The organism is Streptomyces sp. NBC_01471 (assembly GCF_041438865.1).
Lineage (GTDB): Bacteria > Actinomycetota > Actinomycetes > Streptomycetales > Streptomycetaceae > Streptomyces.
Genome location: NZ_CP109450.1, coordinates 5514320 through 5528564, shown reverse-complemented (window position 1 = coordinate 5528564; position 14245 = coordinate 5514320). Strand labels below are relative to the sequence as shown.

The window sequence follows — 14245 nt, the reverse complement described above, 5'->3', positions numbered from 1 at the left end:
GGTAGCGCTCCACTCCCCCGCACGGCAGCGCGTCCGCCGCAAGGCAGCGCCGCACCGAAAGGCAGCGCAGACGCGATGACGCCCGAAGCCCTGACACCCGAACGCATCCTTGAGGCGACCGAGGATGTGCTGCGCCGGTACGGCCCGGCCAAGGCCACGGTGGTCGACGTGGCGCGGGCGCTCGGGGTCAGCCACGGCAGCGTCTACCGCCACTTCCGCACCAAGGCGGCGCTGCGTGAGGCCGTCACCGAGCGCTGGCTGCACCGGTCGGAGGCCGAACTGGCCCGGTTCGCCGACGACCGGGAGGGCTCCGCGACCACCCGGCTGAAGAACTGGCTGGCGGCCCTCTTCGCGGCGAAGCGCGAGAAGGCGGGCGCCGATCCCGAGCTGTTCGCCACCTTCGGGGTGCTGACCGGGGAGGACAGCGGAGTCGTGGAGACCCATATCGGGGTGCTCGTCGGGCAGCTCGCCCGGATCATCGAGGACGGCTGCGACCGGGGCGAATTCGCCCCGGTCGAGGGGGACTTCACAACGCCGGCCCGCGCGGTCTTCCACGCCACGGGCCGCTTCCACGACCCGGTGTACGCGGCGGAGTGGAGCCGCCCCGGCATCGAGGACGACTTCACCGCCGTACGGAATCTGCTGCTGGGCGGCCTCAGGTCCCGGTGACCGGTCCGTGTACGGGCCCCCGCCGTGGGCCCGGTTACGCTGCCGGTATGGCCAGCCACAAGCCCGTACGGACGATCGACGCCCGAAGTCTGCGCGCCCTCGCGCACCCGCTGCGGGTGCGCATCATGGAGTCGCTGCGCCGCGACGGCCCCGCGACGTCGACCACACTGGCCGGGGAGTTCGGCGAGAGCACCGGCACCGTGAGCTGGCATCTGCGGCAGCTCGCCGAGCACCGCTTCATCGAGGAGGACGTGGAGCGGGGCACCAGGCGGGAGCGCTGGTGGCGGGCGGTGGAGGACCGCCAGGTGCTGCACACCGCGCAGTTGAGCAAGGAGGACCCCTCGGCGCGCGTCGCCGTGGACGCGTACGTGCAGGAGCTCATCCAGCTGTACTTCCAGCGGGCGTCCGCGTACGCGGCGCAGGAGTGGCCCGCCGAGTGGGAGAGCGCGGGCACCATCGCCAACTGGGACGATCTGCGACTGACCCCGGCGCGGCTGCGGGAGCTGAACGACGAGCTGATGGCCGTGGTCGACAAGTACTACCCGGCGGACGGCGAGCCCGCCGCGCCCGGATCGCTGCCGATCAGTATCCAGATCCAGTCGTTCGCGCGCCCCGAGGGCAGGGGCTGAGACACGGTCCGTTCCACCTCTTCCGAAGCCACCTCTTCCGAATAGTGCAGACCCCTTCCGACTGTTGCAGAGGACTCTCTGCAAACCCCTTTGCAGAGAGTCCTCTGCAAGCTATCTTCATACGCATGCCGACTCCGGGTACGCCAACGCGCTCCACCCCACGCAGCCTCCTGCTGCGCAACCGCGATTTCCGCCTCCTCTGGACGGGGTCGACCACCGGGAAGTACGGCGCATCGGTCACCTCGGTCGCCCTGCCCCTGATCGCGGTCACGCTGCTGCACGCCTCCACCTTCCAGGTGGGCCTGCTCACCGCCGCGGCCTGGCTGCCCTGGCTGCTCATCGGCCTGCCCGCCGGCGCCTGGGTGGACCGGCTGCCGCGCCGCCCGGTCATGCTCACCGCCGACGCCGCCGCACTGCTGCTCTTCGCCGGGATACCCGTCGCCGCCGGGCTGGGGCTGCTCTCGATCGGCTACCTGCTCGCCACGGCGGTCCTGGCCGGCACGGCGACCGTCTTCTTCCAGACCGCGTACACCGCACTGCTCCCCCACCTCGTCGCCCCCGGCGACCAGGCGGAGGGCAACTCCAAGCTGCACGGCAGCGAGTCGGCGGCCCAGCTCGCCGGATTCGGCTCGGGCGGCTTCCTGGTGCAGGCGGTCGGCGCCGCGAACGGGCTGTTCGTGAACGCGGCGACGTTCGCGGTGTCCTTCCTCTGCGTCCTGCGCATCAGGCACCGCGAGCCGCGCGGCCCGGTGGTCGCACGTGCGCGCGGGGCGCTCGGCCGGGAGATCCGTGCGGGACTGCGGCTGACCTTCGGCGATCCGTACCTGCGCGCCCTCGCCGTCTCGGGTGGCGCCTCCAATCTGGCGCTGATGGCGTATCAGTCGATCCTGGTGGTCTTCCTGGTCCGCGAGGTGCACCTCTCGTCGGGGACCATCGGCGCGCTGATGACGGCAGGCGGCATCGGGGGCATCGTCGGCGCCTTCGCCGCCCGCCGGGTCGCCGCCCGGATCGGCAGCGCCCGCGCCCTGATCCTCTTCCAGCTGGCGGTGCCCTCGCTCGCGCTGCTCATCCCGCTGACCACACCGGGGTTCGGTCTGGTGCTCTTCGTGATCGGCTACACCTCGGTGTCCATCGGGGTGATCGCGGCGAACATCATCTCCTCGACCTTCCGTCAGCAGTACTGCCCCAAGGACATGCTGGGCCGGATCTCCGCTTCGGCGGCGTTCCTCAACTACGGCACCATCCCGCTCGGGGCGGTCATCGGCGGCGCGCTCGGCGAGGGGCTCGGGACGCGTACCGCACTGTGGATCACCATCGCCGGGCTCCCCCTCGCCGCGTCACTGCTCTTCTTCTCCCCGATCCGCCGCGCCCGCGAGCTGCCGACCGCACCCCCGACCACCACCCCGGCACCCCGACAGAACGCGGAGCCGGCGCTCTGAGCCCGGCTCCGAGCCGCTCCGAGCCGCCGCTCCCCCACCGGCCCCCGTTTTCGGCCACTGCCGGAGATGGAGGCCGGTTACCGACCATCACTTAGGTTAGGCTAACCTTCATTGGGTGATCGCGACTGCACCCGACCGAGAAGACGCCCAACGGCCCCGCCGCACCACGGCAGATGGCCCCGGCACATCCGCCGAATGCGCCGAGAGCGCCGGCGTCCCGTCCGGACTCGCCGCCACCGGAATCACGGTCGCCTACGACGGCGTCGATGTCGTACACACAGCAGACCTCCGCCTTCCGCGCGGACAGGTCACCGCACTCATCGGCCCGAACGGCAGTGGAAAATCAACCCTGTTGAGGGCCGTCGCCCGTCTGCACCGGGCCCGCGCCGGCCAGGTGACCCTGGGCGCCGACGGCGGGGACACCGTCGACGCGCTCGCCCTCTCGCGTACGGACTTCGCCCGGCGCATCACGCTCCTCGCCCAGAGCCGTACGACCCCGGCCGGTCTCAGCGTCCGCGACGTGGTCGCCTTCGGGCGGCATCCGTACCGCAGCCGGCTGAGGGGAAGCGATCCGGACGGTGCGCGGCTCGTCGAGCACGCCCTGGCCGTCACCAACGTCACCGAACTCGCCGACCGGGGCGTCGAGAGCCTCTCCGGGGGGCAGCTCCAACGCGTCTGGTTCGCCTGCTGCCTGGCCCAGGACACCGAAGTGCTGCTCCTCGACGAACCGACGACCTATCTCGACCTGCGCTACCAGGTGGAGATCCTCGACCTCGTCCGGGAACTCGCCGACACGCACGGCGTGACCATCGGCGTCGTCCTGCACGACCTGGACCAGGCCGCCGCCGTGGCGGACCAGGTCGTCCTGCTCTCCTCGGGCCGCGTCGCCGCGGCCGGGACCCCGGCGCAGGTGTACGACGCCGAGTTGCTGACCGACACCTACGGCATCCGTATCGAGGTCGAAGCCGACCCGACTACGGGCATCCCCCGCACCCGCGCGGTGGGAAGACACCACCATCGCCCCGAAAGGCCCTGAAACATCTCATGACGACCAAGCTCATGACGGCCAAGCCCATGACGGTCAAGCCCGCGACCAGGCACTGGGCATGGCCCCTGCTCGTCGGGACCGCCGCGATCGCCCTCGTCGGCTGCGGCACGTCCGAGGCGCCCACGAAGGAATCCGCCCCGGCCGCCAAGCTGACGCTCACCGATTCACGCGGCAAGAAGGTGACACTCCACGGACCGGCCAAACGCGTCGTCGGCACCGAGTGGAACGTCGTCGAATCCCTCGTCTCGCTGGGCGTCGACCCGGTCGGCGCCGCGGATGTGAAGGGGTACAAGGCGTACGACACCGCAGCTCCGCTGCCCAGCGGCGTCAAGGACATAGGCACCCGCGGCGAGCCCAGCGTGGACACCGTCGCCGCCCTGAAGCCCGATCTGATCGTCGCGACGGACGACCTGTCGGACTCGGCCGTCAAGCAACTCTCCAAGGTGGCGCCCGTCATCGTGGTGCGGTCCGCGGACGCCGGCCGGCAGATCGGTCAACTGACCGACAACGTCAACCTCATCGCCAGGGCCACCGGCACCGAGGACAGGGCCAGGACCGAACTCGCCGCCTTCCGCAAGAAGATCACTGCGGGCCGGAAGGAACTCGCCGCCGCCGGGCTCGACGGTGAGAAGGTCGCCTTCGCCGACGGGTGGAAGGAAGGCAGCCAGGTCTCCGTACGCCCCTACGTGAAGGGCGCGCTGATCACCGACGTCAACACCGAACTCGGCCTGGTCAGCCCCTGGACCATGAAGGGGGACAAGGGGTACGGCCTGGCGGCGACGGACGTGGAGGGTCTCACCAGGATCGGCGACGCCCAGTTCGTCTACATCACGAACACCGCTGACGGCGAGGACCCGTTCGCCGGCGGGCTCAAGGACAACGCGGTGTGGAAGTCGCTGCCCTTCGTCAAGAAGGGCGGCGTCCACCGGCTCCCGGACGGCATCTGGATGTTCGGTGGTACGGCGTCGATGACGCAGTACATCGACGCCGTCGTGCACGCGCTGACCAAGTGAACGTGACCACCCGCCCGGCGGAGGCCGTACGTACGCCGTCGACGGCCCCGGTGGAGGAGTCGCCGCCCTCCCCGGGGGCCGGCCGGCCCGCGCACCGCGGCGCTCTCGCCCTTCTCCTGCTCGGGGCGCTCCTCGCGCTGCTCGCCCTGTCGGTCGTGCATATCGGCCAGGGCACGGCGTCCGTCGGACCGCACGCCCTCTGGCGCGCCTTCACCACCCTGTGGACCGGCCACGGCAGTTCGGGCCGGGCGGACGCCGTGCTCGTGGCCTCGCGGCTGCCGCGGCTCGCCGCCGGGCTGGTCGTCGGCTGCACCCTGGGTGCGGCCGGAGCCGTACTGCAGTCGGTGTCGCGCAATGTCCTGGCCTCGCCCGACACGCTCGCCGTGAACGCGGGCGCCTATCTGGCGGTCGTCGCCGTCGCCGCGTTCGGCATCACCCTGCCCGCCTTCCCGGCCGGCGGCACGGCGCTGGCCGGCGGACTGCTCGCAGCCGGCTGCGTGCTGGGCCTCGCCCGAGCCGGGACCGGGTCCACCCGGCTCGTCCTGGCGGGCTCGGCCCTCACTCTCGGGCTCAGCGGTCTGAGTCAGATGCTCCTCCTGCTGCGCACCCAGCAGACCACCGGCCTCTACGCCTGGGGCAACGGCTCGCTCGCGCAGATCGGCATGCAGACCATCGAACCGCTCGCCCCGGTCGCACTCGTGGCGCTGCTGGGGCTGGTCGCCCTCGGCAGGCGGCTCGACATCCTCGGGCTCGGTGACGACGAGGCCCGGGTGGTCGGGGTCAACCCACGCCTGACCAGGGCCGTCGCCGTCGTCCTCGCCGTGGTCCTCTCCGCTGTGTCCGTCACCGTCGCCGGGCCCATCGGCTTCGTCGGGCTGTGCGCGCCCGCGGTCGTCCGGCTCATCGGCACCCGCGTGCCCGCGCTCCTGCGCCACCGGGTGTTCGTCCCCGCGTCGGCGCTGGCGGGCGTCCTCGTGGTGCTCGGCGCCGACGTCCTCCTGCGGGCCCTCTTCGGGGCCCAGGCGGGCACGGCCGTACCGACCGGAATCGTGACCAGTTTCTTCGGCGCCGTGGTGCTCGTCCTCCTGGCGCACCGGGCCCGGGACGGGGGCTCCACCCGTCCCGACGCGGCCTTCGCCCGGCTGCGCAGCCACCGCGCCTTCGTCCTCACCCTCGCGGTGACGGCCGTCGCCCTCGTCGCCGCGGTCGTCGCGGCGACCCTCCTGGGCGATACCACCCTGCTGCTCGGCGACGTGGGGAACTGGCTCACCGGCCGGTCGGGGCGGCTCGTGACCTTCGTGCTCGACACCCGGGTGCCGCGGATCGCCGCGGCGCTGCTCGCCGGGGCAGCCCTCGCCACGGCGGGCACGGTGGTACAGGCGGTCTCGCGGAACCCGCTTGCCGAGCCGGGCATCCTCGGAGTGGTCGGCGGGGCCGGGGTGGGCGCCGTCATCACGCTGACGGCCGTCCCGCTCGCCGGGTTCTGGCTGATCGGCGGATCCGCGCTCGCCGGGGCGGCGGCCGCCACCGCGCTGGTCTTCGGGCTCGCGGCGCGGCACGGCCTTGAGCAGAACCGGCTGGTCCTGATCGGTATCGGGGTGTCCGCGGGCGCGGCGGCTTTGGTCAGCCTGCTGATCGTCCTGACCGATCCGAACAACGGGACCAAGGCGCTCGTGTGGCTCTCCGGCTCGACGTACGGGCGTACGTTCCCCGAGGTCCTCCCGGTGCTCGCGACGCTCGTCGTATGTCTGCCGGTCCTTGCCGTGATGCGGCGCGACCTCGACATCATCGGCCTGGACGGCGACACACCACGACTCCTCGGGATCCGGCTCGGCGCCACGCGTCTGACGCTGCTCGGGGTCTCCGTCGTGCTCACCGCGGCGGCGGTCGCGGCGGTCGGTGTCATCGGATTCGTCGGCCTCGTGGCACCGCACGCGGCACGCGCCCTGGTGGGCCGGCGGCATGCCCGGGTCCTTCCGGTCGCCGCGCTGATGGGCGCCCTGCTGGTGGTGGTCGCGGACACCCTCGGCCGTACGGTCATCGCGCCCGCGCAGATCCCCGTGGGAGTCGTCACCGCGGTGATCGGCGCCCCGTACTTCGGGTGGCTGCTGTGGCGGGCCAGGGCGGAGGGGTAGCCGGGCAGCCCGCGGTGGTGAGGGGCGCGCGTCGGGCGGATGCCGGTCCGGTGGCGCGCTCCCAGGTCTCCGGGGACCACACGCCCGAGCGGCGGAGCGAGGCCGGGCAGTGCCGGAAGATCTCCTCGATCTCGACAACCAGGGCGAGTTCCGGACGCCGCCCCTTGACGGTCATCGCGTCGAAGAACGGGGCGTCCCTGAGGAGTTGGGCGCGACCGTTGACGCGCAGCACGTCCATCACACCGGGTATCAGATAGAGCAGTCCCACATGCGGGTTGGACAGGACGTTGTGGAAGCTGTCGCCGCGCCGGTTGCCCGGACGGTCGGGCAGGACCAGGGTGCGCTCGTCGAGTACGTGGGTGAAACCGGGTGCGTCACCGCGCGGGGAGACGTCACAGTTCCCGGCCGCGTCGCAGGTGGACAGGGCGCAGAGGGGGGATCGCGCCAGCAGGTCCAGATCCTCATCGATGAGCCGGTCGTGCACCTTGTCGATGACGATGGGGTGGGGCACCCCGAGGATGTCGCGCAGCTCGTCGGCCGACCGCACGGGCACGGCTCCGGCGAGCGGACCGTGCGCGGCGGGGACGACGGGGGCCGGGGCGAGCGGGGACGCGACGTACGACAAGGGGTGCTCCGTACCGTGAGAGGCTGCCACAGCGGGACGCTGACCAGGCATGGTTAGGCTTACCTTACTTGTCTTCTGCGTGCGCGTACCCGCCGGGGCCACAGACCGCGGACAGGCCCGCGGAAGCCGGCCGGGCCGCCGCCGGGCACGTCAGGAAGAGCACCGGCCGGGCCGCCCAGACCACACCGGCCGCGGTGAAGGCGTACGGCTCCCCCGCGCGCAGCCGGTAGAGGGCCTCCCACTGCCCGTGATCCAGCCAGCGGTACGCCCGCGCCCGTTCGTCGGCTCCGAACTCCCAGAGCAGCAGCCGGACTTCGATGCGCATCCAGACGAGCACCCGCTCAGGACGGTCGGCCCGGCACGTGAACGACGTACCGGGGGAACGCACTTCGCACCACCAGCCGGGGCACACGGGCCCACCGGACGGCCGGTGCAGCAGACTGACGTTACGCATCGCCACCGCCCCGGGTGGCGAGTTGGACCCAGACGGTCTTGCCCGCCACGGAGCGCTCCCGCACGCCCCAGGCGTCGGCGAGCGTGTCGACCAGCCATAAGCCCCGTCCGCCGAGCGCTTCCGGGTCGGGCTTGCGCAGTTCGGGCCGGGCCCAGGTGCAGGCGTCGGCGACCTCCAGCACCAGCACGGAGCGGCGTCGGCGCAGGGTCAACTCGAAGTACTCGGAGATCCCGTGGGCATGCAGGACGGTGTTCGTGGCCAGCTCACTGGTGATGAGGGCGGCCGGCTCCACGAGGTGACCCAGCCTCCAGTCGATGAGTACGGCTTCGACGTGACGCCGGGCCTTGGACACGGATGCCCTGGTGCGGCGGAAGCGGGTGGTGTTCGTACGCCCGGACATAGGGCCTCCAAGGGGCACTGGGCAGCCGGAACTTGATCACTCAGGGCGCATTGAGCGTCGCTCCAAGTGACAGCAATCACGCTACTCAGAGACCATGCACAAATTCAACTACGTGAAAGCGAGAAGTTGCATGCGACTCTCTGTTTCAACCCACTGGCATGTAGCGTCCGTTGACGTGCAGACTGAACGCGCGCAGTGAAGGAGGGGACATGCCCGCAGGTGGACGCCCTACCGTGCGGAGCCGTCGCCTTGGCGCGGCCCTCCGCCGTTATCGCGAAGCGGCGAAGCTGGACCAGCAGCACGCCGCTGATCACATCGCAAGCTCCAAGGCCAAAATCAGCCGTGTCGAGGCGGGCCAAGTGTCCGCTCGGCCAGGCGACGTGCGGCTGATGCTGGAGCTGTACGGGGTCGAGGACCGCGGGGTGTACACGCACCTTGAGCAGCTCGCTCGCGACTCCAACAAACGCGGATGGTGGCTCGACTACGCGGTGCCGGACGGTTTGGGCGATTACATCGCTCTGGAAACTGACGCCACCTACATCCGCACCTGGCAGCCGTTGCTGATTCCCGGCCTCTTGCAGACGGAGGGCTACACACGTTCCCTGCTGGAGGGCAATGCCGCCAACTCGGACCCGGCGTTCGCCGAGCAGGTGGTCAACATCCGCCAGGAACGTCGGAAGAAGGCGGAGACATCAGGTGCCCGATTTGCTGCCGTAGTGGGCGAATCCACCATCACCTCGGCCCTGCCGTCACGCGCTGCACACCGCGCACAGCTGGCCGACCTTATCGAATCGTCCGAACGCGCCAACGTAACCCTCCAGGTACTCCCTGGTTCCGAGTGGGCTGCCACCCGGTGTTCGCCCGGATTCGTCATGCTGTCGTTCGATGGTGAATGGTCGCCGACAGCCATCGGCCAGGACACTCACAGCAGCATCTTCGTAGCGGAGGATCCCGAGGAGATCGCGGCCTACGCACACTCCTTTGAACTGCTTCGCTCCACTGCACTGAACCCGGCCGAGAGCAAAGCGTTCATTCGGCAAGCCATGAACGACCTTCCTGAAGAGAGCACGGAGCAGTGAGCAGCCCTCAAATCGTCAATCCGTTCCGCAAGTCCTCCTACTCCGGTGCCAACCTGAACGAGTGTGTCGAGGTGGCCGAGACTGCCTACGGCGGCCGCGCCGTCCGCGACAGCAAGTGCCCCGCCCACGGCACCACGTACCACTCCCCCACCGCCTGGGCCGCCTTCCTCACGGCAGTGAAGGCAGATGGCAGCCACTGAACTCGACCGCCACAGCGGTGGGCGCCCCTCCATGAGTGACCTCGTGACAGCGCGGCTCCCTCACCATCGGGTACGGCCTGGTCCCGGCCGCGCAGGGCAGGGGGTACGCGTCCGAGGCGGTCCGGGCGGTGCTCGCCTCAGCCCGTGAGCGGGGCTTCGCCCGGGTGAAGGGGGACGCCGACCATGACAATGCCGCGTCCCACCGCGTGATGATCTCTGCGGGCATGGCGCTGACCGGGCAGGACGAGCGGGTCAAGTACTACGAGATCGCCTGGGCCGGGATCGCGGCCCTCCGAACTCCGTGCCAGACCGCTCGGAGCCGATGACACGGTCTCGTGGGACAGAGACCGAGCCGCGTGCGCCTCATGCCGGCGCGGGATGGAGGCGTGGTTGGTCAGGGCGCCAATGGGCAGTGGGTGCCTGTGTAGATGGTGGGCATGCAGAGGTTGCAGTGGATGCACTGCGAGGCGGTGTCGCGGGCGGCCGTGATCCGGGCGATCAGGTCCGGTTCGCGCAGCAGGGCCCGGGCCATGGCGACGAACTGGAAGCCCTCGACCATGGCCCGGTCCATCGTCTCCCGGTGGGTGATGCCGCCGAGCAGGATCAGCGGCAGGTCAAGGGCGGCACGGAAGCGCTGCCGGACTCCAGCAGGTACGCCTCCCGGTACGGGTAGGCGCGCAGGATCTGTTTGCCGATCAGGCGGATGCCCAGCCGCTGAGGCTGCGGGAACTGCGCCGCGAACTCCTTGACCGGGGCGTCGCCGCGGAAGAGGTACATCGGGTTCAACAGGGAGCTGCCCGCGGTGAGTTGGAGCGCAAGCATGCGCCCCGCGGGGCGGGCGGCCAGTTCGGCCAGCGGGCGGACGACGACGTCGACGAGTTCGCCCGCGCCGGGGGTCCAGCCAGCGGCCCGGCGCCGCGTCAGGGTGGCAAGACGATCGGCCCACAGCGGACCGAGACGGCTCTGCAACAGGGCCACGACCAGATCCTCCTTGGAGCCGAAGTGGTAGTGGACCGCGGCGGGGTTCATGCCTGCGGCGGCGTTGACCGCGCGCACCGAAACCAGCTCGTAGCCCCGTTCGAGGAAGAGCCGCTCGGCCTCGTCCAGCAGTCGCGCCCGGGTTGTGTCAGTGGCCATGGCACCGCATGACAGCACGGCTCACGACACTTTTCAATCAGTGATTGAAAAGTCGTCACGAGGGTTGACATGCCTGTTCGTCATGTGTCCCCACGGACCACCGGGCAGCGCCGGCCGGCGCTCCGCACGCCGTCGGGCGAACTGGATCAGGAGCCGAGAACGGCGAACGCCTCGCGGAGCAGGGTGGTGATCGTCCCGGGGGTGGGCCGGTCTTCGCCCAGGTCGCTGTGCGCGATCATCGCGCTGCGGACGGCGGCGACGGAGGCCCGCGCGAGCACCGAGGACCGCAGGGGGATGGCCGACCCGTCAGCGGCGTCCCGGGGCTCGCCCAAGCGCTCCGCCAGGGCTGTGGCGACGCCGCTCTCGAAGTCGAACAGGACGGCGAGCGCCGGGCGGGAGGCCCGGGGGGCGAAGCGGGCGGGGGGTCCGCTGAAGAGGAGCACCAGCCCGGTTTCGGGGCGTTTCCCGCCGAGCGCGAGCAGGGCGTTCAGCACGGCGGTCAGCGGGGGTTCCCCCGCGGGCCGGGCGCGGATCTCGTCGCGCAGCGGCGGCAGCAAGTCAGTGATCTCGCTGAGGACGAGGTCTTCCTTGGAGGGGAAGTACCGGAAGAAGGTGCGCTCGGTGACATCCGCCGCGGCGGCGATGTCCCGGACGGTCGTCCTCTCGTAGCCGTTCTCCTCGAACATGCGCAGAGCGGCTCGCTGGAGGGCCAGCCGGGTGGCCGCCTTCTTCCGCTCGCGCAGCCCCGGCTCCCGGGGTTCTGTCGTGCTCACGTTGAGCGATTGTGGCACGCGGGCCGGGAACTGTCATGTATGACACTTCCGCCGCACGGAACCGGCCGGGCACTAGAAAAAGTCAGGACTGACACTTTACGGTGGCGAGCGTCCTGGCCAGCCCCGTGAGGAGTCGCGCATGCCGAGCACCGAGCCCGCCGACGAGCCTCCCCGGGCCGGCCTCATGCGGTCTGAGCGGCCCAGCCGCGGGGTCCGTGCCGGGTATCTGGTCGCAGGACTGGTGATGGCGGGGATGTGGTTCCGGGGTGCCGGTCTGCCGGTCTGGGAGCACGCGCTGCGGGTGCTGGTGTTGATCCTGGTGGTGCCGCCGCTCATCCACCTCGTGCGCCGTCGGCGCGAGCGGCGCACCGGCCGTGCGCCGTCCCGCCGGGTGCCACTGCGGCGCCTGGTGGCGCTGAAGGTGACGCTCGTCGCGGCAGCCGTGTGCTGCGACTGGCTGCTCGGGCTCCGGCTGCCGGAGCCCGGCGCGATCACGGCCGTCGGACTCCTGCTGGCCGTCGCGCTGGGCGGACCGGCCTTCCACCAGCGGCAGTTGAGCGCGGCTCGCCCAGGGCTCCGGGGACGGCGGCCCTCCCCCGTACGGAAAGAAATGTGAGCACCATGACCACGTACAGCACCGATCACCTCGCCTGGGACGACGACCAGGACTTCGCCGACGCCGACCGTGGCTTCCTCGGGCGCCTCGACCCCTGCGTCGTACGCGACGCGGACGGGCGGCCGGTCTGGGACAACGACGCCTACGCCTTCCTGGAACGGGACGAGGAGGCGCCGCCGACGGCCCACCCGTCCCTGTGGCGCCAGGGCCGGCTGACGGTGAAACAGGGCCTGTACGAGGTGGTGCCCGGCATCCACCAGGTGCGCGGACTGGACCTGTCCAACATCACCTTCGTCGAGGGCGAGCGAGGCGTCATTGTCATCGACCCGCTGATCAGCGAGGAGGTCGCCGCTGCCGCGCTCGGGCTCTACCGCGAACACCGGGGGGAGCGGCCGGTGACGGCCGTGATCTACACCCATTCGCACGTCGATCACTTCGGCGGTGTGCGGGGCGTGGTGGACGCAGCCGATGTGGCGTCCGGCGCGGTGCCGGTGCTGGCGCCCGCGGGCTTCATGGAGCACGCCGCGAGCGAGAACGTCTTCACCGGGCCCGCGATGAGCCGCCGGGCCGGCTACATGTACGGCGCCGCACTGGCCAAGGGGCCCGCCGGGCAGATCGGCTGCGGCCTCGGCATGACGACCTCGCTGGGCACGGTCGGGCTGATCGCCCCGACCCTCGACATCACCAGGACCGGCCAGGAGGAGACCGTCGACGGTGTCCGTATGGTCTTCCAGCTCACTCCGGGTACCGAGGCCCCCTCGGAGATGAACTTCCACTTCCCCGGCCTGCGAACGCTGTGTGTCGCCGAGAACGCCTGCCACACCCTGCACAACGTGCTCACCCTGCGGGGCGCGCTCGTCCGCGACCCCAGCGCCTGGGCGCGCTATCTGACCGAGACACTGCGGCTGTTCGCCGGGGAGTTCGACACCGTCTTCGCCTCCCACCACTGGCCGACCTGGGGCCAGGAGCGGGCAGTCCGCTTCCTGGAGGAGCAGCGGGACACGTACGCGTATCTGCACGATCAGTCCGTACGGCTCATCAACGCCGGCCGCACCGGGGCCGAGATCGCCGAGGAACTGCGCCTCCCCGAGGCGCTGGACCGCGCCTGGCACGCCCGCGGCTACTACGGCACCCTCAGCCACAACGCCAAGGCCGTCTACCAGCGGTACATGGGCTGGTTCGACGGCAACCCGGCCCATCTGTGGGCGCACCCGCCCGTCGAAGCGGCCGGCCGGTACGTGGAGTTCATGGGCGGGGCCGAAGCCGTACTCGCCAAGGCCAGGAAGTCCTATGAGGACGGCGACCTGCGCTGGGTCGCCGAGGTCGTCAACCATGTGCTGTTCGCCGATCCGGACAACGACGAGGCACGCTCCCTGCAGGCCGATACCTTCGAACGGCTCGGCCACAGTGCCGAATCGGGCCCCTGGCGCAACTTCTACCTGATGGGCGCGGCCGAACTCCGCGGCGGCATCATCGCGACCCCGACCCGCCGCGCCCCCGACGTCCTCGCCGCGCTGACCGCGGGGCAGGTCTTCCAGTCCATGGCGGTACGGATCAACGGACCGCGCGCAGCGGCGGCCGGACGGCTGCTGCTGCGCTGGGAGTTCACCGACACGGACGAGACCTGGACGCTGCTGCTCTCCAACGGCGCCCTCACCGCCATGGCGGGCGACGCGCCGCGCGGTGAACAGCCACACGCCACCCTGCGGCTGGCACGCACCACCCTGAACGCCGTCCTCGGCGGACTGACCACCTTCGTCGACGAGATCACCACCGGCAGCGCAACCATCGACGGCGACGCCATGGCCCTGGCGGACTTCAGCACCCTGCTGGACACCCCGGACCCGGACTTCCCCCTGGTCACGCCCTGATCCCATCCGCCCCCGGTCGTTCACCACTGCGACCGGGATGCCGACCGGTCCGGACATGAGCGGGGGCATCGGCCGGCGGCTGACCGCGGCGACGGTCAGGGCCGGGCGAAGAACCAGACGTGCAGGTGCGCGCCGCCGTCCCCGATCCGGTGGACAC

General features: G+C 71.0%; 16 protein-coding genes and 1 pseudogene. 11 read left to right on the top strand and 6 right to left on the bottom strand.

Translation table 11 applies throughout. The annotated features are described in order from the left end of the window. Nucleotides 1-75: 75 nt before the first annotated feature. The 6 genes from OG285_RS24755 to OG285_RS24730 all read left to right on the top strand — a co-directional run bounded on the left by OG285_RS24755 (nt 76) and on the right by OG285_RS24730 (nt 6933). Complete coding sequence (locus OG285_RS24755) at nt 76-669, top strand: TetR family transcriptional regulator (RefSeq protein ID WP_356825629.1); 594 nt, start codon at nt 76-78, stop codon at nt 667-669. 47 nt (nt 670-716) lie between these two features. Next, nucleotides 717-1298 (top strand): helix-turn-helix domain-containing protein, encoded by a 582-nt coding sequence (locus OG285_RS24750; RefSeq protein ID WP_371792229.1) that lies wholly within the window; start codon nt 717-719, stop codon nt 1296-1298. A 125-nt stretch (nt 1299-1423) separates the two neighbouring features. After that, nucleotides 1424-2737, top strand: coding sequence for an MFS transporter (locus OG285_RS24745; protein ID WP_371792228.1), 1314 nt, complete (start codon nt 1424-1426; stop codon nt 2735-2737). Nucleotides 2738-2852: 115 nt separating this feature from the next. Beyond that, complete coding sequence (locus OG285_RS24740; protein WP_371792227.1) at nt 2853-3773, top strand: ABC transporter ATP-binding protein; 921 nt, start codon at nt 2853-2855, stop codon at nt 3771-3773. A 38-nt stretch (nt 3774-3811) separates the two neighbouring features. Further along, complete coding sequence (locus OG285_RS24735) at nt 3812-4798, top strand: iron-siderophore ABC transporter substrate-binding protein (protein ID WP_371793606.1); 987 nt, start codon at nt 3812-3814, stop codon at nt 4796-4798. After that, complete coding sequence (locus OG285_RS24730; protein WP_371792226.1) at nt 4795-6933, top strand: iron ABC transporter permease; 2139 nt, start codon at nt 4795-4797, stop codon at nt 6931-6933. The genes OG285_RS24735 and OG285_RS24730 overlap by 4 nt, the downstream gene beginning before the upstream one ends. 52 nt (nt 6934-6985) lie before the next feature. Here the strand turns inward: OG285_RS24730 and OG285_RS24725 are convergent. The 3 genes and pseudogenes from OG285_RS24725 to OG285_RS24715 all read right to left on the bottom strand — a co-directional run. Further along, nucleotides 6986-7558 (bottom strand): annotated as a pseudogene (locus OG285_RS24725) (MSMEG_1061 family FMN-dependent PPOX-type flavoprotein); the annotation flags it as partial. 64 nt (nt 7559-7622) lie between these two features. Next, nucleotides 7623-8012, bottom strand: coding sequence for a hypothetical protein (locus tag OG285_RS24720; protein WP_371792225.1), 390 nt, complete (start codon nt 8010-8012; stop codon nt 7623-7625). Next, complete coding sequence (locus tag OG285_RS24715) at nt 8005-8412, bottom strand: ATP-binding protein (RefSeq protein WP_371792224.1); 408 nt, start codon at nt 8410-8412, stop codon at nt 8005-8007. The genes OG285_RS24720 and OG285_RS24715 overlap by 8 nt, the downstream gene beginning before the upstream one ends. A 209-nt stretch (nt 8413-8621) precedes the next feature. Between OG285_RS24715 and OG285_RS24710 the strand changes: the two genes are divergently transcribed. The 3 genes from OG285_RS24710 (at nt 8622) to OG285_RS24700 (ending at nt 10017) form a co-directional block, all read left to right on the top strand. After that, a complete protein-coding gene (locus OG285_RS24710) occupies nt 8622-9491 on the top strand; it encodes a helix-turn-helix transcriptional regulator (protein WP_356825643.1) in 870 nt (289 codons plus the stop codon). Next, on the top strand, nt 9488-9691 hold the full coding sequence (locus OG285_RS24705; RefSeq protein ID WP_371792223.1) for a DUF397 domain-containing protein: 204 nt from the start codon (nt 9488-9490) through the stop codon (nt 9689-9691). The genes OG285_RS24710 and OG285_RS24705 overlap by 4 nt, the downstream gene beginning before the upstream one ends. Nucleotides 9692-9756: 65 nt before the next feature. After that, the gene (locus OG285_RS24700; protein WP_371793605.1) at nt 9757-10017 is read left to right on the top strand and encodes a GNAT family N-acetyltransferase; all 261 of its coding nucleotides are present in this window, start codon (nt 9757-9759) and stop codon (nt 10015-10017) included. Nucleotides 10018-10085: 68 nt separating this feature from the next. Here OG285_RS24700 and OG285_RS24695 read toward each other — a convergent pair whose 3' ends face one another. The 3 genes from OG285_RS24695 to OG285_RS24685 form a co-directional block, all read right to left on the bottom strand. Further along, a complete protein-coding gene (locus tag OG285_RS24695) occupies nt 10086-10262 on the bottom strand; it encodes a hypothetical protein (RefSeq protein ID WP_371792222.1) in 177 nt (58 codons plus the stop codon). Between the two features lie 32 nt (nt 10263-10294). Next, a complete protein-coding gene (locus tag OG285_RS24690; RefSeq protein ID WP_371792221.1) occupies nt 10295-10828 on the bottom strand; it encodes a TetR/AcrR family transcriptional regulator in 534 nt (177 codons plus the stop codon). A 146-nt stretch (nt 10829-10974) separates the two neighbouring features. Beyond that, entirely contained in the window at nt 10975-11601 is a 627-nt protein-coding gene (locus OG285_RS24685; RefSeq protein ID WP_371792220.1) for a TetR family transcriptional regulator, read from the bottom strand. A 139-nt stretch (nt 11602-11740) separates the two neighbouring features. Between OG285_RS24685 and OG285_RS24680 the strand changes: the two genes are divergently transcribed. Both OG285_RS24680 and OG285_RS24675 read left to right on the top strand, forming a co-directional pair. Then, the gene (locus OG285_RS24680; RefSeq protein ID WP_371792219.1) at nt 11741-12217 is read left to right on the top strand and encodes a hypothetical protein; all 477 of its coding nucleotides are present in this window, start codon (nt 11741-11743) and stop codon (nt 12215-12217) included. A 5-nt stretch (nt 12218-12222) separates the two neighbouring features. Beyond that, complete coding sequence (locus OG285_RS24675) at nt 12223-14088, top strand: alkyl/aryl-sulfatase (RefSeq protein WP_371793604.1); 1866 nt, start codon at nt 12223-12225, stop codon at nt 14086-14088. Nucleotides 14089-14245: the final 157 nt, after the last annotated feature.

What these genes read in the sequence shown, in the direction of transcription:
- OG285_RS24755 (WP_356825629.1), top strand. Translation starts at nt 76, where the DNA reads ATGACGCCCGAAGCCCTGACACCCGAACGCATCCTTGAGGCGACCGAG.
- OG285_RS24750 (WP_371792229.1), top strand. Translation starts at nt 717, where the DNA reads ATGGCCAGCCACAAGCCCGTACGGACGATCGACGCCCGAAGTCTGCGC.
- OG285_RS24745 (WP_371792228.1), top strand. Translation starts at nt 1,424, where the DNA reads ATGCCGACTCCGGGTACGCCAACGCGCTCCACCCCACGCAGCCTCCTG.
- OG285_RS24735 (WP_371793606.1), top strand. Translation starts at nt 3,812, where the DNA reads ATGACGGTCAAGCCCGCGACCAGGCACTGGGCATGGCCCCTGCTCGTC.
- OG285_RS24720 (WP_371792225.1), bottom strand. Translation starts at nt 8,012, where the DNA reads ATGCGTAACGTCAGTCTGCTGCACCGGCCGTCCGGTGGGCCCGTGTGC.
- OG285_RS24715 (WP_371792224.1), bottom strand. Translation starts at nt 8,412, where the DNA reads ATGTCCGGGCGTACGAACACCACCCGCTTCCGCCGCACCAGGGCATCC.
- OG285_RS24710 (WP_356825643.1), top strand. Translation starts at nt 8,622, where the DNA reads ATGCCCGCAGGTGGACGCCCTACCGTGCGGAGCCGTCGCCTTGGCGCG.
- OG285_RS24695 (WP_371792222.1), bottom strand. Translation starts at nt 10,262, where the DNA reads ATGGACCGGGCCATGGTCGAGGGCTTCCAGTTCGTCGCCATGGCCCGG.
- OG285_RS24690 (WP_371792221.1), bottom strand. Translation starts at nt 10,828, where the DNA reads ATGGCCACTGACACAACCCGGGCGCGACTGCTGGACGAGGCCGAGCGG.
- OG285_RS24680 (WP_371792219.1), top strand. Translation starts at nt 11,741, where the DNA reads ATGCCGAGCACCGAGCCCGCCGACGAGCCTCCCCGGGCCGGCCTCATG.
- OG285_RS24675 (WP_371793604.1), top strand. Translation starts at nt 12,223, where the DNA reads ATGACCACGTACAGCACCGATCACCTCGCCTGGGACGACGACCAGGAC.